This window comes from Paraburkholderia sp. MM5496-R1 (assembly GCF_050436205.1).
GTDB classification, from domain to species: domain Bacteria; phylum Pseudomonadota; class Gammaproteobacteria; order Burkholderiales; family Burkholderiaceae; genus Paraburkholderia; species Paraburkholderia tuberum.
In genome coordinates this window covers 982,682-1,009,154 of record NZ_JBNDLT010000001.1, presented here as the reverse complement: position 1 = coordinate 1,009,154, position 26,473 = coordinate 982,682, and the positions used below count along the sequence as shown (strand labels likewise).

Below are 26,473 nucleotides of genomic sequence, written 5' to 3'. Positions count from 1 at the left end.
GCTGAATTTCTGCTTGACTGCCGATACCTGAAAGCGCTTTCACGTTGAGGCGAAAAAACAACCGCTACGTACGCGTATCCCCCCGTTTTACCGGTGGCGTGATTCGCCGCGTGGTTTCACGCGTCACGAGCGTGAGCGGAATCGGGCTTAGCGCGATCGACTGCTTGCGGATCATCTGCACGATGCCCTGTGCGGCGAGGCGGCCGATTTCGTAAGTCGGCTGGCGGACCGTCGTCAAAGGCGGCGTCATGTACGACGATGTCGGCAAATCGTCGAAGCCGACCAGCGACACGTCGTCCGGCACCCGCACGCCGCGGCGGAACATCGCGAGGCGCGCGCCGTACGCGGTTTGATCGTTTGCGCAGAACACCGCGCTGAACGATGGATGGCGCGCCATCAGGCGCTCCATCGCGGCGACGCCGCCCGTTTCGAGGTAATCGCCCTGCTCGACGAGATCGGCATCGAAGCCGATGCCCGCTTCCTCGAGCGCGGTCCGGTAGCCGACGAGGCGCTCGATCGCATCCTCGTGACTTGCCGGCCCGGCGATGAAGGCGATCTCGCGATGGCCTTGCTCGATCAGATGATGGGTCGCGTCGCGTGCGCCCTGCATGTTGTCGATCGGCAGGCCAGCGAGCGTCGCGCTGTTGTGTACCGAGCGGCCGAGTACGAGCATTGGCGCGTACCGCGAGTAGTCGGTCAACGTCGACTCATCGAGTTGCGCGTGCAGCAAGATGATTCCATCGACGCGCCGCGCGATGAACTGCTCGAGGCGCGCCTTTTCGTCGTCGATGTTCCAGCGGCTGCTCACGAAGATCGGCGTAAAGCCCGGTTCGTATAACGACTCCTCGATGCCGCGCAGCCACTCGGCGTAAAACGGGCTCGACACCGCCTGCGTCAATACGCCGATCGTTTCGGTCCGCCCGCTCGCGAGACTGCGCGCGAGCACGTTCGGCCGATAGTTGAAACGCGCGATCGCCGCTTCCACCGCCTGCTGCTTGGCGGGAAGCACGCGCGCAGAACCGTTCAGGATCCGCGATACGGTGCTCGGAGAAACACCGGCCGCGCGCGCGATGGCTTCGAGCGTCACGTTGGGCGCAGCGGGTACGTCGGATACCTTGGGCGCGCCGGGTTTATCGTTGGAGCCGTCGTGGGTCATGAGTTCTGCCTGAATCCCGTGATGAAAGCGCTCTCAGATATGAAGAGGCGCACTACGTCCGGTGATGAATTCGAAACAAAGAAAAAGCAGCCGATGCGACGAGGGTGGAGGAGGCGTCGCACCGGCCTCTCTATGAAAGAGAAATAAACAGTCCTTGAAACAAAGAGATCACTGCGATTGCTGATCAGGCAACCTCAACTCAGAACGAGGTCATGATCCCGGCGAACACGCCGGTCTGGCTATGACCATAGTTCGGGTTGCTGTTCGACGACGTGCCCGTCACCGCATCGAAGTTGTTGTTGCCGTACGGCCCGTTGCCGAGGTTCAGGTTCGACGTCGAGCTGTTGTGCACGTAGCCGGCTTCCGTGTACAGGAACGTGCGCTTCGACAGCGCGTACGTCGCGGCGAGCGTGAACAGCGTTCCATTGCCGTTGCCGTTGTTCGCGTTGGCGTGGTAGACCGCAGCCGTCAACAGCGTGGGCGACGTGACCTGCCATGCAGCGCCGACCCATTCGTGGTTCACACTGGTCGGCGCGCTCACGCCGAGAGGCTGCGACGCATCGGTTACTCCCACGCTCGCGTTGGTCGCGTCAGGCGCGCTCAGGTGCTGGTAGCCCGCGTACAGCTTGACCGGACCTAGCACGTACGTGCCGCCGACAAGGGCCATCCGCGAAGCAGAGTAGACGTTGTTGAACGAGCCGTTGGCGCCGCGCACTTCGTCATAGATCACGCGGACGTCGCCGTTGCCCCACGTGTACACACCTTCGACCGCGTTCGTACGACCCTGGCCGGTCGGCACGCCAGCCGAGTTGACAGGCGCCGAGTTCCAGCTCGTGTTGTTGGTCAGCGAATACTGGCCCTTCAGCACGAGGCCGCCGAACAGCACCGGCGAGTTGTACTCCGCGCCGTTGCTGGTGCTCGCCCAGTTGCGACCGCGCACCAGTGTCGAGATCGCGTAGCGCTGCATCACCTGCGGGTCGGTGCCCCAGCTGTCCTGCGAAAGTTCGCCGGCGCCGAGGTTACCGATCTTGAACAAACCCCAGTGGTCGTTCGTCAGGCCCACCGTCGCGTGGCGGCCGAACAGATTGCCGGCCGATGCACCGGTCATCGTGTTGAGCTGTCCTTCGAGCTGGAAGACCGTCTTCGTGCCGCCGCCGATATCTTCGGCGCCCTGCAGGCCAAACCACGAGCAACCCCAATCGCCGCTTTGCGCTGACCACGCGTGGCCGCCCGGGAGGCCGGTTTCAAACTGGATGCCGTTGTCGATACGGCCGTACAACGTGACGCTGCTCTGCGCATGGGCCACCGTCGTCGCGGCTGCCATCACCGACACAGCAATAAGCTTCTTCTTCATTTAGATCTCCTTATATATATATTTTGGCGTCTCCAAGCCGCACAGGACGCACGCGTTCTCACACGTTTTCCCTCTTGCCGAAATGTTCGCTACTTATTCGCTTCACATTTCGAGGCGATTATAGGGATGGCCTTGCGCCGCGCATCAAACTAACTGCTCAGGGAAAACGCTGTTATCGATAACAGTTGCGCGCCGGACGATCCCGCAGTAGCGCCCTGCTTTGTGACCATTACGTGATGGTCACAAGCGTCGGAAATCCGTTTGAACTCATGCACCGAAACGATGGGCGAATCCGTCTCGAGCGTCGCTCAGCGCTTGCTTAACGAGGAAGACGCGCTCGAATGCAAGCAAAATTTCGCGCTTGATGTTGCGAAGATGCAACGAGCCGCCTCGCTTGCATTGCCCGTTTGGGCTTGACGAACTGGCGCAGGAGCCGCCAGCAGTGGTGGACATTAGCGACTATCATCAATGCATACGATGTCGGGCAACGAGCCGGGCTCAGCCGCGTAGCAGGCTGAGTGCGGGATTGTCAGCGCATCCGTCTGGCTCTCGCGCTCCAATACGAACGCTCCAACCAGCTTCCATCCCCGGCTCTCGCTGTTCCCCCGCCACGCCGCACATGCGACGTCCCGCTCGAACACGCTGCCCTTGCAACTTTTCTGCGGGCGACGGCACGACCGCCCATCGCCCCGACTGGCCAAACCTCGGCGCGCAACCGCGATAACCGCGACGCATGCAGTGAAATGAGGATTTTGTCCAGTGCACTTCCGACGCCTCGCATCGAGTCGAACCGGAAGATTTGCCGGCGGATTTTGCCGGCACACCTTGGCACTCTAAGGAGGTATCGTGAAAACAGCCCTTGTTTCTACACTCGCGCTGCTGATTTCAAGCGCAATAGCGCCGGCGGCCCATGCCCAGGATTCGCAAGCCACCGACCAACAACTCGCCCATAGCGTGCGGGTCGCGGAGGCGCACAGCGGAGTCGGGATGTCACATGTGTTCGTCTTTGCCCACTCGGGGCAGATCACGCTGCTCGGATGGGTGCCCGAGCGGGACCATGTCGCGCGTGCCGAGCAGAGTGCGATGTCGGTACCGGGTGTCACCTCGGTGGACAACCGGCTCTCGCCCGACGCTGGCTCGCTGAACGGGCATTGAAATCAAACTGAATCGCGGCGCGGACGACGATTGAAGCAAACCCGCGCGTTGAACGGATTCGGTTTTTCTGTCTCGCCAGTTGGGATTCAGTGACTGGCGCCCTGTTTCGCGCCGTTAGCCGCGCGGCGGTTTCGTGCAATCCCCATCTGAAAGCGCTTTCAACCCACGCCGTGTCAAGCCGGTCGACTCGACGCTGATTCACCATCCATGTCTCGTCGATATGTCAGGTAAATCCCTCATAGCGGGGCTGACAGAGGCTGCTTAACATCTTCGCTGTTACCGGTAACGGTAAACATAGTTAGAGAAGACATCCGAACCGGCATTGCGTCACAAGGAGACCAGGAGTGCGTCCTTTGAGGACTTCAATGCGCATGCTCTGCGCAGCCGTCGCCGTTTGCGCGCTCGCAACCGCAGGCTGCGCGCACAACCAGGCCGCCGTCGCTCATGACGGCCAGCCGCTCGCCGCGGCGCCCGCTGAAGCGCTGCCGCCATTGCGCAGTGTGATGGCCGCGCACTTCAAGGTCGGCGCGGCGATTGAACCTGATTCAATCGACAGTCCCGCCGACGCGGCGCTCGTCGCCGCCCAGTTCTCGAGCCTGACCGCCGAGAACAAGATGAAGCCGGGCACGATCGGCGTCGCGGAAGGCAAGTACAACTTCGAACCGGCCGACAGGATCGTCGCGTTCGCGCAAGCGCACGGCATTGCGGTGCGCGGGCACACGCTCTTGTGGCACTTCAAGGCCGGCGACTGGACCGAGGCGCCGGACTGGTTCTTCGCCGGCGATCCGAAAGATCCGCTCTATCACGACATCGTCGCGAAGCGGCTCGATCGATATGTAACCGACGTCGTCACACACTTCCGAGGCAAGGTCTACGCGTGGGACGTAGTCAACGAAGTGATCAGCGACGATCCGCATCAGGTGTATCGCGAAGACAGTCCGTGGTATCGGACGCTCGGCAAGGACTACATCGCGATCGCCTTCCGCGCGGCGCGCGCGGCGGACCCGAACGTGAAGCTCTATATCAACGAGTACAACACCGACGATCCGCGCAAGCGCGCAAAGCTGCTCGCGGTGATTCGCGATTTGCGCGCGCAGGGCGTGCCGATCGACGGTGTCGGGCATCAGATGCATATCGGCGTAAACTGGCCGCCGCTGCCGAACATCAAGCAGGCGTTCGACGACGTCGCCGCGCTCGGCCTCGAAAACCAGGTGACCGAGCTCGACGTGAGTCTCTATGCCGATCCCGGTGAATGCTGGAGCGATCCGCATGCATGTCTGCCGGACCTCGGGCATCCAGTGCCGAACGACATCATGCGCGCGCAGGCCGAGCGTTATCGCGCCGTGTTCGCTCTGTTCGAGCAGGAGCCGAGCATCAAGGCGGTCACGTTCTGGGGCTATTCGGACAAGCACACGTGGCTGACGTCGACGCCGGTGCCGCGCAACAACCTGCCGCTGCCGTTCGATGCAAACCTGCAGCCGAAAGCGGCGCTGTGGACGATCGTCGATTCGTCGTATCAGCCGTAACGTCGATCTTCGAGCCGAAAAGCAGGCGGCCCGCGGTAGGTGCGGGCCGTCTGGTCACATCTCGCGAGGGTGGCAGTGCAATTGCCGTCAGCTTGATTCAAAGCATCGAGATTTCAAGGCTCGTCCGAGCCGACCTGCTCGAGCGCATTCAGATTTTCGGGGAAATCGTCGGGCGGACCGTCGGCGGTTTCATGCGTGCGCGGCGGTGACTTGACGACCGGCGGCGGCATCTTGCCGATGCCTTCGTCGATACGCTGCAGCAGATACGGGAAGAACGGATTCGACGCGATGCGGAACATCGAATCGAGCGTCAAAATCAGTGTGCCGCGTTCGCCGCGCGGCGCGAGCGTGCCGAGGTGCTCGTTGAAGTTCTCCGAATCGTCCGGCGCGATGCCGTACAGCGCGTCGGTGATCGGGAATGGAATCGCGACGTGCGACAACGAGAAAATATCCTGCGGATAGTCGATATCCAGCGGCTTGACACGCGTTTGCACTTCGCCCGCATAAACGCTGCGCTCGACAGTATGCGCTGAATCCGGCGACACGTTGGTGATCACCGTCGTGCGATAGTTCTGCGGACCGATGCGCAGTAGGCGCGAGAGCGCCGTGTACGACGCGGAGCGCAGGAAGGTCCTGAAGCGCACGCTGCGGTTCACGTCGAACAGCACGATTTCGCTGCCGTTCTCCGGCAGCTTGTCGTAGAGCGCCGACATCACCGCTGGCGTGCTGACCGTGAAATCCGTCACCGATTGGAACGTGAGGATAGGCGGCAACTTATCGAGCCGGTTCTCGCGCTCGAGCCGCGCAATCTGATCCTGAATCACGCTCGTGAGGAGAAAGGACTGTCGCGCGCCATTCACCGGAAACGAGTTGTACTTGAACGGGTTGAACTCCGGCACGATGCCGAGCCAAGCGGCGCGCGCGAAGGCCGGCAGCACCGCGGGTAATCCGGCGAGACCGGCAAAGCGTGCGTAACGCGTGACGCCGATCATCGGCGAGATCAGCACGACGCGCGTCGGACGCGCGAGCGCGGGATTCTCGATCGCGTCGAGCGCATATTGCAGTGCGAGCGCGCCGCCGTTCGAAAACCCGACCAGCTCGATCGGCTTGTCCGGCCCCACGCGACGGCGCGCTTCACGCACCGCGAGCCGAGTGGCCGCGGTCCAGTCCTGCCAGTGCACGTCGACGAGCCCCGCCGGCACCGTGCCATGTCCGGGTAAGCGGATGCCGATCGCGACGAAACCGCGATCACGATATCGACGCGCGATATGCCGCATGCTGTACGGCGCATCCGTCATGCCGTGCAGCAGCACGACCGCGCCGACGGGTGGCCCCGACGGCTCGAGAATGTACGAGTGATTCCAGTTTTCGGCGAAATGCCACGGAAAAATCGGCGAGCCCTCGTAATAGCGGTTCGCCGGAATGCGCTCGGACGGCCGCAGCTTTTCAACGACATTGACGCGCACGTCGTCGAAAATCCGATTTTCCGCTTTGATGTATGCGTTCCAGTCGGCGGTGTCCATTTCCTCGACGGTCATTTCGCGCGGCACATAGGTGTGCCATACCGACAGCTCCGGCCCGCGCTGCGAATACCACGCGCGTAGCCCCAATGCGAGCACCGCCAGCAGCACCAGAACCCATGCACTTATCTTTATCACCTTCAGTGACGTGCGCAGCATTCGTGTTCTCTTGATGAGATGAAGGTTGCACCGCGCGCAGACTGCTCTCTGCGTGGTGTGCGCATGCCGCCATCGCGGCGGCTTCCGATGTGGATATCCTAAGGGCTTTTAATCACCGGTTCAAACTTTGTCGGCCGGGAGGGCAACGCGACGTCGACAGCGGCTCGAGTATGAACGGATGATTTTCATGACGAACTGGGGATGCGCGATGTCGCGAGCGCGAATGAATTCGCCCCATTCGCTTCGCTACTTGACATTCGACGTGAGGAAAATGGCACGGAATGCATACGGCATCGCGGAGAAGGGAGAGGTGCCCCATGGAAGAACGGTCCTTCAGCGACGCCTCGGAAATCGCTTCACTCGACGGCCGTGGAATGCCTGATCAAGGCCTGATCGGGCCGTGTGCTTCAGTAACGAAACCGGGACGTGACCCAGGTCGCGCCCCAGCCTTGCCTGCTCGCCGGTAATTACTGACGGCCGCGGATATTGCCGGCCACGCCGCCCGCCGCGCCGCCGATGATCGCGCCGGTCCACGCATCGCCGCCGGAGATCGCCGCGATGCCCGCACCGGCGCCCGCGCCAAGTGCCGCGCCGCTCACCGTTCCCTGCGTCTGCGGGCTCATGTCCGTGCAACCGATCATCGCAGCCAGTGCGCCAATACTGACGATCCACCCAAGTCGTTTCATGATCGTTCTCCTTACTGATTTTTCTTCAGGCCGGGCATGACCATCTGAAACCAGAGGGTCTCGATCACCGGGTGTTGGATCATCGTGGGATTGGCGGCGTAGTAGCCGTCGAGGCCTTGACGCACGCTGTCCAGTGTCTGGCCTTGCATGCCCTTGCCGAAGCGCTGTGCGATGTCATTGCTGTTCGCCATGTTGCCGGCATAGGCGCGCTCGACGTCGATCAAATTCGAGATGCCGACCAGATACGCTTTCTTCTGCTCATCGGTCGACTGCATCCATTGCTGGCCTGTGACAATTGGAATGCTCTCCGCACGCGCCACGTTGCCCATCATTGCCAGCGATAGAAAAGTCAGAGATAACAGCGTTCGCCATTGTGGTTTGCTTGCCATCACATACTCCAAAGAAGTTATGTTCTCCAGCGGCCCGCCGGCGACCGCATCCGGCGGCGTCGATCGCGTTATTTGGAAGAATGGTCTGTGTGTCTCGTCGAATCTCCTTTCAGGTTCACCGGTCGGCGTGGTTCGCCGGTTCGGCTTCTATTGGCGTTGGGTCGTATCAGCGAATAGACACCTTGATGGCGGAAAATCTCATGGCGGATTGGAGTGATTTGCACACATGCCGTATGCGCGCAACGATTGGACTCGTGTCGGCCTCGCCGCGTAATACACGCTATAGAGTCTACAGCCTTTTCTGTAATTTCCAAGCCCGTTTCCTCTCGATGCGCGGCGCGTGACATTTGTGTCAAATTTCATTCGGCAAGCGAAAGGATACGATGCAATGCGCGTCGACACTCGTCAGCTATCCTGCGCTCGATTTGAGCGCCCGTGATATTGCTAGCGATTCGTTATCGACGGCCATTCAGTATTCTGGCCACGCAATGCGAAAACAGCTTTTGTTTTGCCTGAATGTTCGGCTTCCTGATTAGATCGTCAATCGAAAACGATTCGGATTTATCTATTTCCGGTCGAGGCGTTGCTTCTTCTGATGGCAGCACCAACCAGCAGTGAAAAAGATGCGATTTTATGGTTGCGTTTGTCGATCATCTTTATTTTCGGTGGATCACATGTTGCCTGCGGCGCAGGGGCTGCGCAGCAGCGAAGGGGGTGGCGGTGCGCGGTTGACCGTTAGTTGCGTGATGAGTAGCGTGACGGGACGCCGTTTCAAATGCGTACGTGCTCGTCATTAACAGTCTCTAGCTTGTATTTGCTAAATACAGAGTATAGACTGTATCTGTTATTTACAGGTTTTGGGCTGTTACGCCGCCGCAGCCGAACCGGAGATCGACCGTGGACTACGCCATCAAGACACTGAGCCAGCTCAGACCGATCCTGCAGGGCTTCAGGAAGGCCGCCGGCCTCACTCAGGCCGCGATGGCCGCGCATCTCGGGGTCACGCAACAGACCTACGCGCAACTCGAAGCGAATCCGGCGACCGTCAGCGTCGAACGGCTCTTCAGGGTGTTGCGGGTCTTGCAGGTCGATCTGAAGCTCGCGCAGAGCGGATCGACGCAAAGCGTGGCCGTGGAAGACGGCGCGCCGGCGCCGAACCGCTCCCGCCGCGCCGGGAGCGGAACGCCGGTCGCCGGAGCGCCGGCCGCCGGAGCGCCGGTCGACGCAAAAGGCAACGCTAAACTCGCCACGCGCGTGCCGCTCAAACCGGGACCGTCGGCGCAAAAGCCCAAAGCGGTCAAACCCGCCAAGGCAACCAAAGCGGCCAGCACCAGCAAGAAACGGGAGGACTGGTAAGCATGGCGCGCAGCACACCGAACCGTCTGAATCTGTGGATGAACGGCCTGCGGGTCGGCGCCTGGGAAACGACACGCAGCGGCGAACGTCTGAGCTATGCCGACGAATGGATCGACGATCCGCAAGGACGTCCGCTATCGCTGTCGCTGCCGTTCACACCGGGCAATCAGGCGTATCGCGGCCAGATCGTCGCCGACTATTTCGACAACCTGCTGCCCGACAGCGAACCGATCCGGCGCCGCATCGCCGCGCGCTACCGGACCGGCAGCGCCGCGCCGTTTGCGTTGCTCACCGCGCTCGGACGCGACTGCGTCGGCGCATTGCAACTGCTGTCGCCGGACGAAGAGCCGAGCGATCTGACGAGCATCCACGGTCGCGAACTCAGCGACAGCGAGATCGCGGCGTTGCTACGCGGCACGACGACGGCGGCGCCGCTCGGGCAGCACGATCCGCTCGAAGACCTGCGTCTGTCGATCGCCGGCGCGCAGGAAAAAACCGCGCTGCTCCGTCATCGCAATCGCTGGCTGCTGCCCGAAGGCAGCACGCCGACCACGCACATCTTCAAGCTGCCGCTTGGGCTCGTCGGCAACATGCGCGCCGATATGCGCACGTCGGTGGAAAACGAATGGCTGTGCTCGCAGATCGTCGCGGCCTACGGGCTCCCCGTCGCGCGTTGCGAAATCGCGCGATTCGATGAGCAGAAGGTATTGATCGTCGAGCGCTTCGATCGCCGTTTGTCGAGCGACGCCACGTGGATCGTGCGTCTGCCGCAAGAGGACATGTGCCAGGCCACTGGCACGTCGGCGCTGCACAAGTACGAGTCCGACGGCGGTCCGGGCATCGAGGCGATCATGGAGATACTCGCGCGGTCCACACGCGCGACGACGGACCGGCGCAACTTCTTCGCGACGCAGCTGGTTTTCTGGCTGCTCGCCGCGACCGATGGCCACGCGAAGAACTTCAGCATTGCGCATCTGCCCGGCAATCGCTACGAATCCACGCCGCTTTATGACGTGCTGTCCGCACATCCGATCATCGGCAGCGGCGCGGGGCGCCTCGCGGCGCAAAAAGTGAAGCTGGCGATGGCGGTTCGCGGCAAGAACGTCCACTACCTGCTCAATCAGATCCAGCGCCGGCATTGGGTGGCCGAAGGACAGCGCGTCGGTTTTTCCGCCGCGGACGTCGATACGCTGATCGATCAGTTGACCGCGCAAACGGAGACGGTGATCGACACAGTCTCGTCGCAACTGCCCGCCGACTTTCCGCTGGACGTGGCCGATGCGGTCTTCGACGGCATGCGCCGGCTGAACCGGAAGCTTGCGCAGTAAAGCGCCGCCATCCTGATCGACGCGCGGCACCACGGCAGCCTCACGCACGCCGCGCCGCCGCACCATCGGTCTTCGCCGACGCACGCCACTGCACGCTCAGCAGATGCTCGCGCATGCATTGCGCGGCCGCATCCGCATCGCGCGCTTTCAGCGCATTGACGATCGCCTGATGCTGTTGCGCGAAAAACTGCCGCGTCTCCTGCGCGGACGTTTTCTCGCGCACCTCCGGCTTCACCCGCATACCGTTGATCACCTCCATCAACGCAATCAACGCGGGATTACGCGTGGCATGTCCGATCAGCGAATGAAAGCGATGATCCCATTGCTGCCACTCGTCGTCGTTTTTCGCGGCGGCATTTTTGCGTGCGCATTTCTCCAGTTCCTGCAGGTCGTCGCCACTCGCTTTCGTCGCGGCCAGCGCGGCCAGCGCCGGCTCGAACAGCAGCCGCATTTCGGCGATATCCGCGGGACTGGTGCCGGCGCGCAAGCCGCGCAGCGTCGGCGCAAACTTCAGCGGCCGCGCGCCCAGATAGGTGCCGCGGCCGACGCCGCGCCACACGCGCCCCGACGCCTCGAGCGAAGCGAGCGCCGCGCGCAGGTCGCGGCGGCTCACGTCCAGTTCCTCGGCGAGCTTTCGTTCGGGCGGCAGCGCGTCGCCGTCCTTCAACTGATGATCGGCGATGTAGTCGAGCAGCGCATCCAGTACCGGTTTGTCCATGTTATCCACTGAACCAATTTGTATTGGTCCCAACGATACCAGAATCGCGGCGGCATGACATAGCAGCACCCGGTGATTTTTGATTCGCTATACTGGGTCGCATGTTGATGGTTAACGCCGGGTGCAACCCGGCTTCGTTAGTTTTACGCTTTCATTTTCTGCAGTTGAACCACTCTATATTGGTTCTTCCATTCGGACCGTCGTCGCCAAGGAGTCGCGCATGTCGTTTACAACCCGTCCAGAACTGATCGGCACCTTCGGCATGGTGGCCTCGACGCACTGGCTCGCGAGCGCATCGGCGATGGCGGTCCTCGAAAAAGGCGGCAATGCGTTCGACGCCGCCGCCGCGGCCGGCTTCGTCCTGCAGATCGTCGAGCCGCATCTGAACGGTCCGGGTGGCGAGCTGCCGGTGGTGTTCTACAGCGCGCGCGAAGAACGCGTGCGCGTGCTGTGCGGACAAGGCGTGACGCCCGCGCGCATGACGATCGAGCGGATGCGCAAGATGGGGCTCGACGTGGTGCCGGGCACGGGCCTGCTGCCCGCGGTCGTGCCGGGCGCATTCGGCGCGTGGATGGCGCTGCTGCGCGACTATGGCCAGTTGCCGCTCGAAGAAGTGCTGAGCTATGCGATCGGCTACGCGGAAAACGGCTATCCGGTGCTGCCACGCATGGCATCGTCGATTCTCGCGATTCAGGACTTCTTCCGCACCGAATGGACGACCTCGGCCGAGCAATGGCTGCGCAACGGCGAAGCGCCGATGCCGAACCAGTTGTTCGCGAATCCCGCGATCGCCGAAACCTACAAGCGCATCCTGCGCGAGGCGAATACGCGCAGCGATCGCGCCGAGCAGTGCGAACGCGCGCGTGATGTCTTCTATCGCGGCTTCGTCGCCGACGCAATCGACCAGTACTTCCGTTCGACCGCCGTGCTCGACACCTCGGGCCTGCGCAATAGCGGTCTGCTCGATGCGGGCGATCTCGCGCGCTGGGAGCCAACCTACGAAGACCCGGTGTCTTACGACTACGCGGGCATGCGCGTGCACAAAACCGGCCCGTGGGGCCAGGGCCCGATGTTCCTGCAACAGCTCGCGCTGCTGAAGGGTTTCGATCTCGGCGCGATGGACCCCCTCGGGCCCGATTTCGTGCACACGGTGATCGAGTGCTCGAAGCTCGCATTCGCCGATCGCGAAGTGTTCTACGGCGACCCGGCGTTTTCGCATGTGCCGATGGACGTGCTGCTCAGCGACGCGTACAACGACGAGCGGCGCCGCCTCATCGATCCGCGCCGCGCGTCGTTCGAATTCCGCCCCGGGCTGCTCGGCGACAGCGAGCAACGCGCCGCGCGCATCGTCGCGAACGCCGGGCGCGAGCAGGCCGGCGGCTTTGGCCAGGGTGAGCCGACCTTCGCGCCGCTGCCCGAATTGCGCGGCGATACCGTGCATCTCGACGTGGTCGACCGCTGGGGCAACATGGTGTCGGCTACGCCGTCGGGCGGCTGGCTGCAGGCGTCGCCGGCGGTGCCGGGCCTTGGCTTCAACGTCACCACGCGCGCGCAGATGTTCTGGATGGAAGAAGGCCTGCCTTCGTCACTCGGCCCGGGCCGCCGGCCGCGCACCACGCTGTCGCCGACGCTCGTCACGCGCGACGGCAAACCGTACGCGGCCTTCGGCACGCCGGGTGGCGACCAGCAGGATCAGTGGTCGCTGCAGCTGTTCCTCAAGCACGTGCATGGCGGCATGAACTTCCAGGCCGCCGCCGATGCGCCCTCGTTCCAGACCGCGCACTTCCCCGGCTCGTTCTATCCGCGCGCGATGCAGCTCGGCAAGATGTCGGCCGAGTCGCGCTTTCCGGACAGCACGCTCGCCGAACTGCACGCGCGGGGCCACGACCTCACCGTCGCGGAACCGTGGGCGCTCGGCCGGGTCTGCGCGGTCGCGATCCGCAACGGTTTGATGCGAGGCGCCGCTACACCGCGTCAGATGCAGGCCTACGCAATCGGCCGATAAGCGGCCCGAAGCAGCCATCAGCGCAGAACGCGCGGCCTCGCCGCGCCATTTCCTTCAGGAGAAGTTGCCGTGTCCGCCGTCGCCGCCCGTCTTGAAAGACTTCCCCTGTCGAGCTTTCACCGCAGACTGCTGCTGATCGGCGGGCTCGGGTACATGTTCGACGGGCTCGATTCGTCGTCGCTCGCGTTCCTGCTGCCGGTCGTCAGCAAGCTGTGGCAATTGACGAGCGCTGAGACCGGGCTCGTCGCGAGCAGCACCTATATCGGCTACTTTTTCGGCGCGTTCCTGTCGGGTGTGCTCGCCGACGTGATCGGCCGGCGCCGCATCATGATGAGCGCGCTCGCCATCTATTGCGTCGCGTCTCTCGCGAGCGCGACCGCGCACGACTGGCACACGTTCTTCGCGCTGCGCGTCGTCGCGGGCTTCGGTTCGGGCGCGGAGACGGTCGTGATCGCGCCGTTTCTCGCCGAGTTCGTGCCGCGCCGCTATCGCGGCATTTTCTGCGGCGCGCTGGTCGGCTTCATGTCGTTCGGCTATCTGACCTCGTCGATTCTCGGCTTCGCGGTGGTGCGCAACTTCGTCGACGGCTGGCGCTATCTGGCCGTGATCACGTCGCTGCCCGTCGTGATGCTGCTGTGGTGGCGCCGGACGCTGCCGGAATCGCCGCGCTGGCTCGAAAGCCAGGGCCGCGCGGCCGAAGCGAACGGCATCGTCGGCCGCATCGAAGCGGCGTTCGTCGAGCGCGGCATTGCGCTTGCGCCCGTGACTGCGAACCACGCGCTTCACGCGCTGCCCACGCCGGCCTCGACGCCGGCGCGCGGCAACGCGTGGCGCAACGTGCTCACGCTGTGGTCGCCGCGACTCGCGCGCACGACCGCGGTCAGCTGGCTGATGTGGTTCTCGGTCGCGTTCGCGTACTACTCGTTCTTCGCGTGGATCCCGAGCCTGCTCGTCAAGGAAGGGCTGACGATGACGAAGAGCTTCGGCTATTCGATTGCAATCTATGGCGCGCAGATTCCCGGTTACTTCTCGGCGGCGTGGCTCAACGAAAAGATCGGCCGCAAGGCGGTGGTCGCTTCCTACATGCTGTTCGGCGGCATCGCCGCGATCACGCTCGCGTTTTCTCACACCGGCATACAGATCATGACCGCGGGCATCGCGCTGTCGTTCTTCATGAACGGCGCATTCGCCGGCGTCTACGCTTACACGCCGGAAGTGTTTCCCACCGCGGTACGCACGACGGGCACGGGCTCGTCGTCATCGTTCGGCCGCATCGGCTCGGTCAGCGCACCGATCCTCGTCGGCCTCGTTTATCCGCTGTCCGGTTTCCTCGGTGTATTCGCGATGACCACGACGGTGCTGGTGATCGGCGCATGCGTGGTGTTCTTCTTCGGCATCGAAACGCGCAACCGCTCGCTCGAAGATATCGAGGCGAGCGAACTCGAACCGGCTCGCGACGCGCGAGCCCAGTTGAACTCCACCCGCATGCACGGCTAAACGCACTGCGACTTTTCACACTTTCCGATGCAAACGCGATGCAAATGATGCAAGGCAACCTGACCGAACCCGCACCGTACGATACGCAGATGCTGGATATCGCAGACCTCGAGCGTCTCGCGCTGGCGATGCGCCTGAAGAACCAACCGCTCGAGCTGTTCCGCGCGGTTCACGCGGTGGCGGCAAAGGCGATAGGCCTAAGCCTGTTCACGATCATGTCCTACGATGCGCGGCGTCACGAGGTCGAACGGGTCTACACGAACCTGCCGGACATCTATCCACTGGGCGGCCGCAAGAAGAAGCAAGGCACCGAGTGGGCGCGACAGATACTTCAGGATCTGAAGCCGTTTCGTGCCGCCACGTCGCAAGGCATTCGCGAGGCCTTCGACGATCATGCGGTGATGACGGGTATCGGTCTCGGCTCGATCCTCAACATTCCGATCGCCTATGATGGCGTGTGCATCGGTACGATGAACCTGACCCACAAGGAAGGCTGGTACACCAGCCGTCATGAAAGCATAGGCCTCCTGATCGGCGCCTTCCTCGTCCCCGCTCTGCTCAAGCAGAATACGGCATCCCCCGCTTGCGCCGCCCGTTCATGAAAACACCATCCGACCTGCAAAACTATCGAGCGGTGACCCATTCCGCCGTCTCGCAAGGCCGCTGGGTGCTGGTCTTCGTGCTCGCCTACCTCGCGCTGATCGCCGATGGCGCCGACGTGATGATGTACGGCCTCACCCTGTCGCGCATCAAGGACGACTTCGGGCTGACCAATGTCGAAGCGGGCGCGCTCGGCAGTCTGACCTTGCTCGGCATGGCGATCGGCGGCATTGTCGGCGGCTGGGCGAGCGATCGTCTCGGCCGCGTGCGGGTCATCGCATGGGCGCTCGCGCTGTTCTCGCTCGGCGCGGGGATGCTCGGGTTCACGCACAGCTTCGTCGAATTCGCGGCGGTGCGCTTTATCAGTTCGCTCGGCATTGGCTGCATGGTGCTGGTCACCACGCTCGTAGCCGAATATGTGCCGACCGAACGGCGCTCGCTGGTACTCGGCATGCTGCAAACCGGCATTTCGGCCGGCTATATCGTCGTGATCGCACTCAGCAACTGGATCCTACCGCAGTACGGCTGGCGCACGCTGTACTACGTGTCTGCCGTGCCGGTGCTGCTCGCATTCGTGATCAAGTTCGCGGTGCCCGAACCGGCGGCATGGCTCGCGAGCCGGGCTGCCGACCGTGCGAGCAAAACGCGGCTCGTCGACAATCGCTACGCGCAGATTTTCCGCGACCGCCAGGCGCGCACGATGTTCATCCTGTGGACCTTCGCGTCGACCTTCGTGCTGTCCGGCTTTTACGGCCTGAACAACTGGCTGCCGACGTATCTCGAGAAGGAATTGCACATCAAGTTCAGCTCGCTGACCGGCTATATGATCGGCACATACGTGGTCGCCTTCATCGGCAAGATCTTCGCGGGCTGGCTCGGTGACCGCTGGAGCCGGCGCGGCGTGTACGTGCTCGGCTGTATCGGTGCGGCGGTCTTTCTGCCCGTGATCATTTTCTGGCACACCCACGACAACATTTCCACGCTGATGCTTGTCTTCGGCTTTCTGTACGGCGTGCCACTCGGCACGATCGGCACATTCATGTCGGAGAGTTTTGCGACGTCGGTGCGCGGCACCGCGGTGGGCGGCTCGTATAATCTCGGGCGCTTCTGTTCGGGGGCGGCGCCGATCGTCATCGGTTTTATCGCGACGCAGTTCTCGATCGGACTTGGCTTTCTCGTGGTCGGCGCGGTGTTCTTTTTGAGCGGCGTGACTGCATTGTTCGTTCCCGACCGGCTATACGACACGCAGCATTAAATCGACGCGAAAATGACGAAATCATGTCGTGTCGATGAATGGCCCAGGTTCCGGCGCTAAAACTGGTCGCCGGATAGCCCGGGCACCACGAGGAAGCATTACTGCGTTCCGGCGACAATGTCTGAAATGGTCCAGTTGTTCGTCGTTACGAGCACATAGTCGCCATTGACACCCAGCCATTTGTGCCCGCGCGGCGGCGCATTGAGGCCATGTCCGCGCCAGTCGTCCATCATGAAGTTGTAGTTACGGTATTCGGCCGGCACACGTTGACCTTTATGCCAGTCACGGTGCGGAATCGTCGGCATCACCTGCTGACGGCCCGTACCGGCCATCTGGCCGCCGCCCTGGTCCTTCATGGGCCCAGCCGCAATCGCGAGCGCGGACATACCGGCAAACGACAAGGCGACGAGTTGCGCAACAAAGCGATTATTCATATTCGAACCTCCGTGCGGTGGATGAAAGCTCCGAGCATTCACGCGATTGACGTGAAAAGTGATCGTCCAGCTACTCGCAGATTCATTAACTCGAACTTCATTGCAGCGATCGCTGGTCTATCGAATGTAATCCTTGCAAATCGCGAGATATCAAATTCGATAATTCAGGCGCGAAGTCGTTAAAAAGTATAGTAAAAGGAAGTTCGACTTCAAGCCGGACCTGCCCACCACTACCGCGTGCGTCAACCCGGCGATTAGCGGGGCGATTCGATTCGTCGCGTCGATCGTCTGGACGGATCGCGCCGTTCCTGGCGGCGGCGGACGCGCGCGCGGCGCTGTCGCCCGCTCGCCACTTCAGCGAGCGGGCGACACTTTGCCAGTCACCGGCCAGATTGATTCGCTTGACTGATCAATAGTCGACCGCATCGCGGATGATCGGGCAGGTCATGCAGTGACCGCCGCCACGTCCACGGCCCAGCTCCGCACCGACGATCGTAATCACCTCGATGCCCTGCTTGCGCAACAGCGTGTTCGTGTACGTGTTGCGGTCGTATGCATAGACGACGCCCGGGGCCGCGCACACGAGGTTCGCACCGCTATCCCACTGCGTGCGCTCGCGTTGATAGTCGCTGCCGCCCGCCTCGACCACGCGCAGATGCTTCAGCCCGAGCGCCTCGGCGACGACGTCGGTGAACGGCTTGTTTTCGGCGTGCAACTCGACGCCGCTCGGATGGCTGCTCGGCCGATACGAATAGGTGCGCGTCTTCGCCATGAAGTCCGGGGCGACCAGTACGCAATCGCGATCGGCGAACGTGAACACGGTATCGAGGTGCATTGCCGCGCGAATCTTCGGCATCGCCGCGACGATCACGCGCTCGGCCGCGCCCTTCTTGAACAGCATTGCAGCCAGTTGACTGATGGCCTGCCGCGAGGTGCGCTCGCTCATGCCGATCAGCACGACGCCCTTGCCGATCGGCATCACATCGCCGCCTTCCAGCGTGGCGAGACCGTGGTCCTGAGTCGGGTCGCCCCACCACACGTTGACCTTGCCCGCGAAATCGGGGTGGAACTTGTAGATCGCCGTAGTCAGGATCGTCTCCTCGTGGCGGGCCGGCCAGTACAGCGCATTCAGCGTGACGCCGCCATAGATCCAGCACGTCGTGTCGCGCGTGTACAGCGTGTTCGGCAGCGGCGGCAGCAGATATTCGGTGCCGCCCGCCGCTTCTTTCGCGACCTCCAGCGCCTTGCCGCCATGCGCTTCCGGGAAGTCGTGAGTGGATAGCCCGCCAATCAGCGTTTCGGCCAGCTTGCGATTGTCGAGCCCTTCCAGATAGCTTCTCAATTCATCGATAAAGCCGAGGCCGACCTGATTCGGCACCACCTGGTTGTCGAGAATCCACTTCTTGCCTTCGGGCACCGCGACCGTTTCGGCGAGCAGATTGTGCATCTCCACCACTTCGACGCCGCGGTCGCGCAGCTTCGTGACGAAGTCGAAGTGGTCGCGCTTCGCGTTCTCGACCCACAGTACGTCGTCGAACAGCAGTTCATCGCAATTGCTCGGGGTAAGACGCTGATGCGCGAGCCCCGGTGCGCAGACCATCACTTTGCGCAGCTGCCCGACTTCAGAGTAGACACCCAATTCACCCGCTTTCGCGTCCGTGTTCGCCATGATGATCTCCTGAATGCCAATGTTGGCCCGCTCTGTTCAATCGGATTTCATTAAAGCTAAATCGCGATCCTTCCGGTTACGAGGCCATAGATGCCGATGATCGCGCCAATGATCGCAACGATAAAAATGATCCAGTCGGAAACGATGAAGACATTCTTGTTCTGCTCGCGCCGAGCCCAGATATAAAGCGCCGTTCCTGGCGCATACAGCACGGCGGAAAGCAGAATGAATTTCAGGCCACCCGCCCAGATCATGAAGACCGTATAGATCGAGGCGATTGCGGCCATGATGAAGTCACGCCGGCGCTCGTCGGCGCGCACGTCGTAACCGTCGCCGCGATTCGCGTTCATGCAGCCGAACGCCGCGACGAAGAGGTACGGAATCAACGACATCGCGCTCGTCAGATTCAGCATCAGCGCGAACGCATCGCGCGAGAAGTAGGTGCTGATGACGAGCAGCTGCACCACGATGTTGGTCAGCCACAATGCATTGGCAGGTACCTTGTTGGCGTTTTCCCTCGCGAATACGGCGGGCATGTCTTCGGTCTTTGCCGCCGTGAACAACACTTCGGCGCAGATCAGCGACCAGGCGAGATAAGCGCCCAGTACCGAAATCAGCAAACCTATGCTGACGAAAACCGCGCCCCAATGACCGACCACCGCTTCGAGCACCGCCGCCATCGACGGCTGCCGCATGGCCGCGATGTCGGCGCGCTGAAGCACTGCGTAAGGCAGCATCGTCACGAGCACCATCAGCGAGGTCACGACGACGAAGCCGAGAATCGTCGACTGGCCGACATCGGAGCGCTTCTTCGCATAACGGGAATAAACGCTCGCCCCTTCGATACCGATGAACACGAACACCGTGACCAGCATCGTGGCCCGCACCTGCTCGAGGATATTGCCTTCGAGTCCTCCGCCGTAGAGGTTGGCCTGGAACAGGTCCAACCGGAAGCCGAAGATCAGGATCACGATGAACACCAGAATCGGAATGATCTTGGCGATCGTGACGATACTGTTGATGAAGGCCGCCTGCTGCACGCCCTGCAGGATCATGAAATGAAATAGCCAGATGCCGATCGATGCAACGACGATCGCAACGACCGTATTGCCGTCGCCGAACACGGGAAAAAACGCGCCGAGTGTCGACTTGATCAGCACCCAGTAAGAAACGTTGCCGATACAGCTACCGATCCAATAGCCAAATGCGGAGAGAAAGCCCGGATAGTCGCCAAAGCCCGCTTTCGCATACGCAAACACGCCGGCGTCCAGTTCGGGTTTTCGTTCCGCCAGCGCCTGAAATACACGGGCCAGCATATACATGCCCGTGCCCGCAATCAGCCAGGCAATCACGGCGCCCACCGGACCGGTGGCGTTGGCAAAAGTGCGCGGCAGGGAAAAGATCCCGGCTCCGACCATGCCGCCCACCACCATCCCGGTGAGTTGCATTTTTGACATCTTTTGTGGAGTGGACGCCATTCGGATTCCTTTTAGTTACCTTTTTAACAAGGATCTTTAATCAGATTCGAACGAAACGTGTCTCTCGGCCAATCTTGCTGTTGATCAGCCGCGCTACTCTGCAACCACCACACGAAAAGAATGGTCTGTCCATTGGCGTTTGTCAATTTATCGAAGACAAGGTAACGGACTGTGGCTCGCTATGCGATCGAATCCATCGATGCTGCGTTGCCGAATCTGGTTGAATTTGCGAATTAACCATTCACCACGCATCTGAATCGCTCGCATCGATAAGTCGCTTTGAATATCGATGATTTAACAATGATGCGACCTGCCGCATCACCGCCGCGGTTTTCTCAAATGATGGGGAATCGCTGAAGCGAGCTGAACCGGTGATCGTTCAGAACTACTGAGAAGCACCAGAACCACGGCTCGAAATGGCGCGCGGGGGTCATTAAGAGTCCAAACCCAATGACGATTTCATAATGGCGGGCTTTGTGAATTTTTCTGACGGAATCGTCTGCGTGTCCGCGCCGCAAGAGGTCCAACTATGACTCGCGCAACTTCCTCAACGTCAGCCGCGCTTCGAGACCGCCGCCGACGCGGTTGTGCAGCGTGAGCGTCGCATCCATCGCGAGCGCGAGTTGCCGCGCGATCGCGAGCCCCAGCCCCGTGCCGCCCGTTTGACGATTGCGCGACCCTTCGAGCCGCACGAACGGCTCGAACACCGTCTCCAGCGACTCGACCGGAATGCCGGGACCGCGATCGAGCACCGACACGGTAGCCTCGCCATCGTGCAACGCCCCGATATCGATTTGCGCGGCGCCGCCGTACCTCAGCGCGTTATCGACCAGATTGCCAACGATTCGCTTCAACGCCTGCGGACGCATCGTCAGCGACTGGCCGAAGTGGCCCTGCAGTGACACTTGCTGACCCGCGTCGACGTAATCGCACACCAGGCTGTCGAACAGTGCATCGGGATCGATGCGGCGCGGCACCTCGGTCGTGCCATGCATCGTGCGCGCATAGGTGACCCCTTCCTTGACCAGCGCCTCCATTTCCTGCAGATCCTGGCGCAGCTTTGCGGCCTCGCTGTCGTTGTCCATCGTGTCGACACGCAGACGCATGCGCGTGATCGGCGTCTGCAAATCATGCGAAATCGCCGCGAGAATCTGCATGCGCTCGGTCATGTACGTGGCGATCCGGTCCTGCATCGCGTTGAACGCGCGCGCGGCGCGCGCCACTTCGGACGGACCGGCTTCGCGCAGACGCGCGGCCTTCAGGTCGGGGCCGAGCGTGTCGGCCGCGACTGCGAGCTGATTGAGCGGGCGCGTCGCGAGCCGTACCGCCAGCCAGCAGCAGGCCGCGAGCACGAGCAGCTGCAGCGTCAGCACGAGCGGCAGCCAGCGCGACAACGGGGCGCCGGGCATTGGCCGCAGGTCGATGGTGAGCGGCGTGCCGTCGCTCAGTTTCAGGTGCACCTGCAGACGCTCGCGATCGCCCGGCACTGCGTTGACGGTCAACGGATAACGCGTGCCGATGCCATCGCCGATCGACTGCGCGACGCGCGCCGACAGGCTCGCGTCGACCGGGGTGCCTGGCACGCCCGGGCCGAGCACGAACTCATAGCTGCGCCGCGCGAGCCGCGGCAGCCACTGGGCGCGCTCGTCGGGCGGCAGATGATCGAGCAGCGCGACCGAGCTCGCCACCTCGCGCTCGATGTAGCCCATCATGATGTTGGTCATCGTCTGGTCGCGCTCGGTCATCGTGAGCCAGAACGACAGCGCCTGCGCAAGCGCGAGCCCGACGAACAAAATCACCGCGAGCCGCGCGAACAGCGTGCGCGGCCAATGCGGCCAGCGCAGCAACGACGGTGATGGAGATGCGCTCATTGCGGATCTCCGATCGCGGTCACGGCCGCTGAAAACACATAGCCCTCGCTGCGCAGCGTCTTGATGTAGCGCGGCTCGCGCGCGCCGTCCCGCAGGCGTTGACGCAGGCGGCTCACCATCAGATCGATCGAGCGGTCGAACGGATCGGCCTGGCGTCCCTGGGTGAGGTTCAGCAACTGATCGCGCGTGAGCACGCGCTGCGGATGATCGAGAAACACACGCAACAGACGGTACTCCGCGCCGCTCAACGCCACCTCGGTTCCGTCCGCGTCGAGCAGATGGCGCGCGGTCGTGTCGAGCCGCCAGTCGCCGAAGCACAGCATCGGCGCCGACTCCGTCACCTCCATGCCGGGCGGCAGCATGCGCGCGCGGCGCAGCACCGAACGGATTCGCGCGAGCAACTCGCGTGCGGCGAACGGTTTGGTCAGGTAATCGTCGGCGCCCATTTCGAGGCCGACGATCCGGTCCGCTTCCTCGCTGCGCGCCGTCAGCATCAGGATCGGCACCGTGCGGAACTTGCCCGCGCGCAACTCACGGCACAGCAGGAGGCCGTCTTCGCCGGGCAGCATCAGGTCGAGCACGATCAGGTCGGGCGCGCCGTTCTCGAGCGCGGCGCGCATCTGGCGGCCATTGGCCGCGAGCGAGACACGCACGCCGTTTTTCTCGAGGTATCCCGCGAGCAGTTCACGGATACCGCGATCGTCATCGACGATCAGTACGTGGTCGGAGGTTTCCATCGACGGATTATCTGCTGCGGCGTTTGAGTTGCGCGCCGCTCGACTGGATCAATGAACACTGCAACGGATGCGCGAGTTCGGCCGCGAAGCCGCCCGCGACGAACACAGCGATGGCAAACAGGCGTTTCATGCGTCCTCCAGCACGGAAAGACTCGCGCCATCGGCCACGCCGGCTTCGAGCGCGTAAGGATCGACCCCGTCGAGGCAGCCAATATTGACGCGCCATTGCTGCGGATCCTTGCGCGTCTGATGAAAAGGATAGATGCCGCAATGCTTGCAGAAGTAGTGTTTCGCGACCTTCGTGTTGAACTGGTATAGCGTCAGCGAATCCTCGCCACTCAGAATCTTCAACTGACTGGCGGGAAAGAGCGGCGTCATCAGCGCGCCCTTGCGGCGGCACAGGCTGCAGTTGCAACGACCAGCCGGAACGATTTCGGTGCGAACTTCGAACTTGACGGCCCCGCAGTGGCAGGACCCTTGCAGCAACCCGGCGTTCATGATGCTCTCCGTGATTTGACGATGCCTGCTTTATAGCCCGGTTCATCAGTCGAATTATGTCGTAATGTATCCGGCGGCCGAGACGATACATTACATTGCAATACGCCGCGGCGATTAGCGCAAGGCGAAACAGCGAAGATATACACGCGAGTTAGCATTTAAGCGGCACGACGGGGCGCGCCGGCCGGCCTCCTTACACGCTGTTTTTGACCTCGGCGTGACCAATCGGCTTTTCTATATTCCGCTTGAATGGCCGGCATTGCCAGGCACAATCGCGCGTGACCAGCAAGCGGGCGATGACGGCCACGAGCCGGTTGCCCGCAAGCTCTGTGAATCAAGTTGAATACGCTTGACTTTTAGTCACCGGCCACTTCCAATACCAATGGTGCAGTGCGATGTTTCGCCTTTGAAACACGCCTCACCTCATTCGGTAGTTCACAGCATTGGCCAGCAGTTCATTCGTCCGCCGTGCATGCGGCGTCAGCTCGCGAAATGGAGCACTCCTCACTACCGGAGTCGTCTTGGCTGCAACAAAAAACCAACCCACCCACCGCGAACCCGCCCTTATCGACCTCGCATTGCAAGGCGGCGGATCGCACGGTGCTTTTACATGGGGCGTCCTCGACCGTTTGCTCGAAGAGTCGTGGCTGCGGATCGAAGGAATATCGGGTACGTCGGCTGGCGCGATGAACGCCGCGGTGCTGGTGAGCGGCTATCAGGCAGACGGCGCGGCCGGCGCGCGCGCCGCGCTCGAAGCCTTCTGGCGGCGAGTGTTCGAAGCATCGGTGTACAGCCCGTTTCGCCGAACCCCGTTCGACGTGTTGATGGGCCGCTGGACGCTCGACTACTCGCCGCTCTTCATCGCGATGGACCTCGCGGCGCGCGTGTTTTCTCCCTACGACCTGAACCCGCGCGGCGTACATCCGCTGGCGAAGATTCTGCAGGACTCGATAGATTTCGCGCATCTGCGCGACGCGCCGATCAAGCTGTTCATCACCGCGACGCGCGTGCGCACGGGCCAGGCGCGTGTGTTTCGCAATGCCGACCTGACGCCTGACGTGCTGCTCGCCTCCGGCTGCCTGCCCACGCTGTTCCAGGCCGTGCAGATCGACGGTGAAGACTACTGGGACGGCGGCTATGCCGGTAATCCGACCATGACGCCGCTGGTACGCGAATGCACGTCGAGCGACACGCTGCTGATCCAGGTCAATCCCGTCGTGCGGGACGAAACTCCGCGCACCGCGCGCGACATCATCAGTCGCCTGAACGAAGTTGCCTTCAACGCGCCACTGCTGAAAGAGCTGCGCATGATCGCGCTGCTGCGCCGCGCGGCGGACCCCGGCAGCGACGAAGGCCGCCATTGGGCGGCGATGCGCATCCATCGGATCGCGAGCGAGCTGATGACCGAACTCGGCTACTCGTCGAAGCTGAACGCCGAGTGGAGCTTTCTGACGATGCTGCGCGACGAAGGCCGGCGTGCCGCCGACGCGTTCCTCGCCGAGCACGGCGATTCGATCGGCGTGCGCTCCTCGCTGGATCTCGACGCGTTGCTCGACGGAGTCTGACCATGGAAGTCATCACCCTGTCACCGCTCGCGATCGGTCTAGGGCTTTTCGGCATGCTCGCGAGTCTCGCGCTGCTGATCGGCTTCGCGTACCGCGGCTGGACCGTGCTGCTGCTCGCGCCGTTCGCCGCGATGCTGGCCGCCGCGATTTCGGGCGAACCGATTCTCGCGCATTGGACCCAGACCTTCATGCTCAGCGCCGCGCGCTTTCTCGCGCAGTTCTTTCCGTTGTTCCTGCTCGGCGCGCTGTTCGGCAAGCTGATGGAAGACAGCGGCTCCGTGAAGGCGATCGCCAGTTACATGACGGAGAAGCTTGGCGCGCATCGGGCGATTCTCGCGGTCGTGATCGGTGGCGCACTCGTCACCTATGGCGGCGTCAGCCTCTTCGTGGCGTTCTTCGTGCTCGCGCCGATGGCCACCGCCCTCTTCCAGGCCGCCAATATTCCGCGCCGTCTGATGCCGGCCGCGATCGCGCTCGGCACGTCGACGTTCACGATGTCCGCGCTGCCCGGCACACCGGCTATCCAGAACGCGATCCCGATGCCGTTCTTTGGTACGACGCCGTTTGCGGCGCCTGGGCTTGGCATCATCGCGAGTATCGTGATGGTGGTGTTCGGGCTCTGGTGGTTGTCCTTGCAGCAATCGCGCGCGAAGGCGGCCAATGAAGGATTCGACGGACTCGAGGCGGCGGTGAAATCCACCGGGGCGCCGGCCAGCGACAACCTCGTGCGCGAGCGCGCAAGCGTATCGCAGAGTTTCGATCCGGAGGAAGCGAAGCGCGGGCATGTCAGCGAGAGTCTGCCCTCGTTCGGCGTCGCGCTCACGCCGCTCGTGCTCGTCGTGCTGACGAACTTCGTGATGAACGTGATCGTGCTGCCGCGCATCGACGCCGACTATCTGGCCGAGGTCCGTTGGGGCGAGACGTCGCTTGCGGCGGTCGGCGGTGTGTGGGGCGTGTGCGTGGCGCTCACCGTCGCGATCGTCGTGCTCGTGCTGCTCAATCGGCATCGCCTGCCAGCGCTGCGCGAGACGATCGATGCGGGCGCGAATGCATCGGTGCTGCCGGTGCTGAGCGTCGGCAGTCTGGTCGGCTATGGCGCGGTGATCGCCGCGCTGCCAGCGTTCGCGCTCGTGCGCGAATGGGTGCTGGGTATCGGCGGTGGTCCGCTCGTATCGCTCGCGGTCGCCACCAATCTGCTCGCGGCGCTGACCGGTTCGGCCTCGGGCGGTCTCACCATTGCGCTCGACGCGCTCGGCAGCACCTATCTGCAACTGGCTGCGCAATACGGCATCGACCCGGCGCTGCTGCATCGGGTCGCCGTGATTTCCTCAGGCACACTCGACAGCCTGCCGCATAACGGCGCGGTCGTGACGCTGCTTGCCGTGTGTGGGTCGAACCACCGCGAAAGCTATCGCGACATCGTGATAGTCGGGATTCTCGGCGCGTTACTCGCGCTGGTGGTGGTGATCGTGCTGGGCTCGCTGTTCGGGTCGTTCTGAGCGTCTGAAGTAGCAAAG

23 protein-coding genes are annotated in these 26,473 nt (G+C 62.5%); 10 read left to right on the top strand and 13 right to left on the bottom strand.

Features of this window, described 5'->3' with window-relative positions; translation table 11 throughout:
* Positions 1–64 precede the first annotated feature (64 nt).
* Both OKW38_RS04995 and OKW38_RS04990 read right to left on the bottom strand, forming a co-directional pair.
* Positions 65–1,156: a LacI family DNA-binding transcriptional regulator gene (locus OKW38_RS04995; protein WP_429332588.1), complete on the bottom strand. Its 1,092-nt coding sequence runs from the start codon at positions 1,154–1,156 to the stop codon at positions 65–67.
* A gap of 199 nt (positions 1,157–1,355) precedes the next feature.
* Positions 1,356–2,510 (bottom strand): porin, encoded by a 1,155-nt coding sequence (locus tag OKW38_RS04990; RefSeq protein ID WP_090810635.1) that lies wholly within the window; start codon positions 2,508–2,510, stop codon positions 1,356–1,358.
* An 846-nt stretch (positions 2,511–3,356) separates the two neighbouring features.
* On the opposite strand from OKW38_RS04990, the gene OKW38_RS04985 reads away from it, so the two are divergent.
* Positions 3,357–3,665 carry a BON domain-containing protein gene (locus OKW38_RS04985; RefSeq protein WP_187616500.1) on the top strand — a complete coding sequence of 103 codons (309 nt, stop codon included), beginning with the start codon at positions 3,357–3,359 and terminating at the stop codon, positions 3,663–3,665.
* A gap of 365 nt (positions 3,666–4,030) precedes the next feature.
* Complete coding sequence (locus OKW38_RS04980) at positions 4,031–5,191, top strand: endo-1,4-beta-xylanase (RefSeq protein ID WP_429360259.1); 1,161 nt, start codon at positions 4,031–4,033, stop codon at positions 5,189–5,191.
* 113 nt (positions 5,192–5,304) lie between these two features.
* Here OKW38_RS04980 and OKW38_RS04975 read toward each other — a convergent pair whose 3' ends face one another.
* The 3 genes from OKW38_RS04975 to OKW38_RS04965 all read right to left on the bottom strand — a co-directional run bounded on the left by OKW38_RS04975 (position 5,305) and on the right by OKW38_RS04965 (position 7,945).
* A complete protein-coding gene (locus OKW38_RS04975; protein ID WP_429332592.1) occupies positions 5,305–6,870 on the bottom strand; it encodes an alpha/beta hydrolase in 1,566 nt (521 codons plus the stop codon).
* A 467-nt stretch (positions 6,871–7,337) separates the two neighbouring features.
* On the bottom strand, positions 7,338–7,556 hold the full coding sequence (locus OKW38_RS04970; protein WP_018422694.1) for a YMGG-like glycine zipper-containing protein: 219 nt from the start codon (positions 7,554–7,556) through the stop codon (positions 7,338–7,340).
* 11 nt (positions 7,557–7,567) lie between these two features.
* The gene (locus OKW38_RS04965; RefSeq protein WP_090810644.1) at positions 7,568–7,945 is read right to left on the bottom strand and encodes a hypothetical protein; all 378 of its coding nucleotides are present in this window, start codon (positions 7,943–7,945) and stop codon (positions 7,568–7,570) included.
* 897 nt (positions 7,946–8,842) lie between these two features.
* Here OKW38_RS04965 and OKW38_RS04960 point away from each other — a divergent pair.
* Positions 8,843–9,301, top strand: a complete 459-nt coding sequence (locus OKW38_RS04960; protein ID WP_429360257.1) for a helix-turn-helix transcriptional regulator — start codon at positions 8,843–8,845, stop codon at positions 9,299–9,301.
* 2 nt (positions 9,302–9,303) lie between these two features.
* Positions 9,304–10,629 (top strand): type II toxin-antitoxin system HipA family toxin, encoded by a 1,326-nt coding sequence (locus OKW38_RS04955; protein ID WP_429360255.1) that lies wholly within the window; start codon positions 9,304–9,306, stop codon positions 10,627–10,629.
* A gap of 40 nt (positions 10,630–10,669) precedes the next feature.
* Here the strand turns inward: OKW38_RS04955 and OKW38_RS04950 are convergent, their stop codons facing one another.
* Complete coding sequence (locus OKW38_RS04950) at positions 10,670–11,347, bottom strand: FadR/GntR family transcriptional regulator (protein ID WP_429360253.1); 678 nt, start codon at positions 11,345–11,347, stop codon at positions 10,670–10,672.
* Positions 11,348–11,567: 220 nt separating this feature from the next.
* Here OKW38_RS04950 and OKW38_RS04945 point away from each other — a divergent pair, with 220 nt between their 5' ends.
* From OKW38_RS04945 to OKW38_RS04930, 4 genes are all read left to right on the top strand, one after another.
* Positions 11,568–13,352, top strand: coding sequence for a gamma-glutamyltransferase family protein (locus OKW38_RS04945; protein WP_184023593.1), 1,785 nt, complete (start codon positions 11,568–11,570; stop codon positions 13,350–13,352).
* Between the two features lie 69 nt (positions 13,353–13,421).
* Positions 13,422–14,849: an MFS transporter gene (locus tag OKW38_RS04940; protein ID WP_429332596.1), complete on the top strand. Its 1,428-nt coding sequence runs from the start codon at positions 13,422–13,424 to the stop codon at positions 14,847–14,849.
* A gap of 38 nt (positions 14,850–14,887) precedes the next feature.
* Positions 14,888–15,451 carry a GAF domain-containing protein gene (locus OKW38_RS04935; RefSeq protein WP_184061757.1) on the top strand — a complete coding sequence of 188 codons (564 nt, stop codon included), beginning with the start codon at positions 14,888–14,890 and terminating at the stop codon, positions 15,449–15,451.
* On the top strand, positions 15,448–16,704 hold the full coding sequence (locus OKW38_RS04930) for an MFS transporter (RefSeq protein ID WP_429360251.1): 1,257 nt from the start codon (positions 15,448–15,450) through the stop codon (positions 16,702–16,704). The genes OKW38_RS04935 and OKW38_RS04930 overlap by 4 nt, the downstream gene beginning before the upstream one ends.
* Before the next feature lie 98 nt (positions 16,705–16,802).
* Here the strand turns inward: OKW38_RS04930 and OKW38_RS04925 are convergent, their stop codons facing one another.
* The 7 genes from OKW38_RS04925 to OKW38_RS04895 all read right to left on the bottom strand — a co-directional run bounded on the left by OKW38_RS04925 (position 16,803) and on the right by OKW38_RS04895 (position 23,391).
* Positions 16,803–17,138 (bottom strand): RcnB family protein, encoded by a 336-nt coding sequence (locus OKW38_RS04925; protein WP_184061758.1) that lies wholly within the window; start codon positions 17,136–17,138, stop codon positions 16,803–16,805.
* Positions 17,139–17,547: 409 nt separating this feature from the next.
* Positions 17,548–18,738: an arginine deiminase gene (locus OKW38_RS04920; protein WP_429360697.1), complete on the bottom strand. Its 1,191-nt coding sequence runs from the start codon at positions 18,736–18,738 to the stop codon at positions 17,548–17,550.
* 125 nt (positions 18,739–18,863) lie between these two features.
* Positions 18,864–20,285 (bottom strand): basic amino acid/polyamine antiporter, encoded by a 1,422-nt coding sequence (locus OKW38_RS04915; RefSeq protein ID WP_429360249.1) that lies wholly within the window; start codon positions 20,283–20,285, stop codon positions 18,864–18,866.
* Between the two features lie 527 nt (positions 20,286–20,812).
* Positions 20,813–22,156, bottom strand: coding sequence for an ATP-binding protein (locus OKW38_RS04910; RefSeq protein WP_090810663.1), 1,344 nt, complete (start codon positions 22,154–22,156; stop codon positions 20,813–20,815).
* Positions 22,153–22,893 carry a response regulator gene (locus OKW38_RS04905; protein WP_429332601.1) on the bottom strand — a complete coding sequence of 247 codons (741 nt, stop codon included), beginning with the start codon at positions 22,891–22,893 and terminating at the stop codon, positions 22,153–22,155. Before OKW38_RS04905 ends, OKW38_RS04910 begins: the two co-directional genes overlap by 4 nt.
* A 7-nt stretch (positions 22,894–22,900) precedes the next feature.
* Positions 22,901–23,023 (bottom strand): hypothetical protein, encoded by a 123-nt coding sequence (locus OKW38_RS04900; protein ID WP_429360247.1) that lies wholly within the window; start codon positions 23,021–23,023, stop codon positions 22,901–22,903.
* The gene (locus tag OKW38_RS04895; protein WP_090810665.1) at positions 23,020–23,391 is read right to left on the bottom strand and encodes a GFA family protein; all 372 of its coding nucleotides are present in this window, start codon (positions 23,389–23,391) and stop codon (positions 23,020–23,022) included. The genes OKW38_RS04900 and OKW38_RS04895 overlap by 4 nt, the downstream gene beginning before the upstream one ends.
* 521 nt (positions 23,392–23,912) lie before the next feature.
* Here OKW38_RS04895 and OKW38_RS04890 point away from each other — a divergent pair.
* Together OKW38_RS04890 and OKW38_RS04885 are read left to right on the top strand one after the other, a co-directional pair.
* Positions 23,913–24,956 carry a patatin-like phospholipase family protein gene (locus tag OKW38_RS04890; protein WP_176078826.1) on the top strand — a complete coding sequence of 348 codons (1,044 nt, stop codon included), beginning with the start codon at positions 23,913–23,915 and terminating at the stop codon, positions 24,954–24,956.
* A 2-nt stretch (positions 24,957–24,958) separates the two neighbouring features.
* A complete protein-coding gene (locus OKW38_RS04885; RefSeq protein ID WP_090810670.1) occupies positions 24,959–26,455 on the top strand; it encodes a GntP family permease in 1,497 nt (498 codons plus the stop codon).
* Positions 26,456–26,473: the final 18 nt, after the last annotated feature.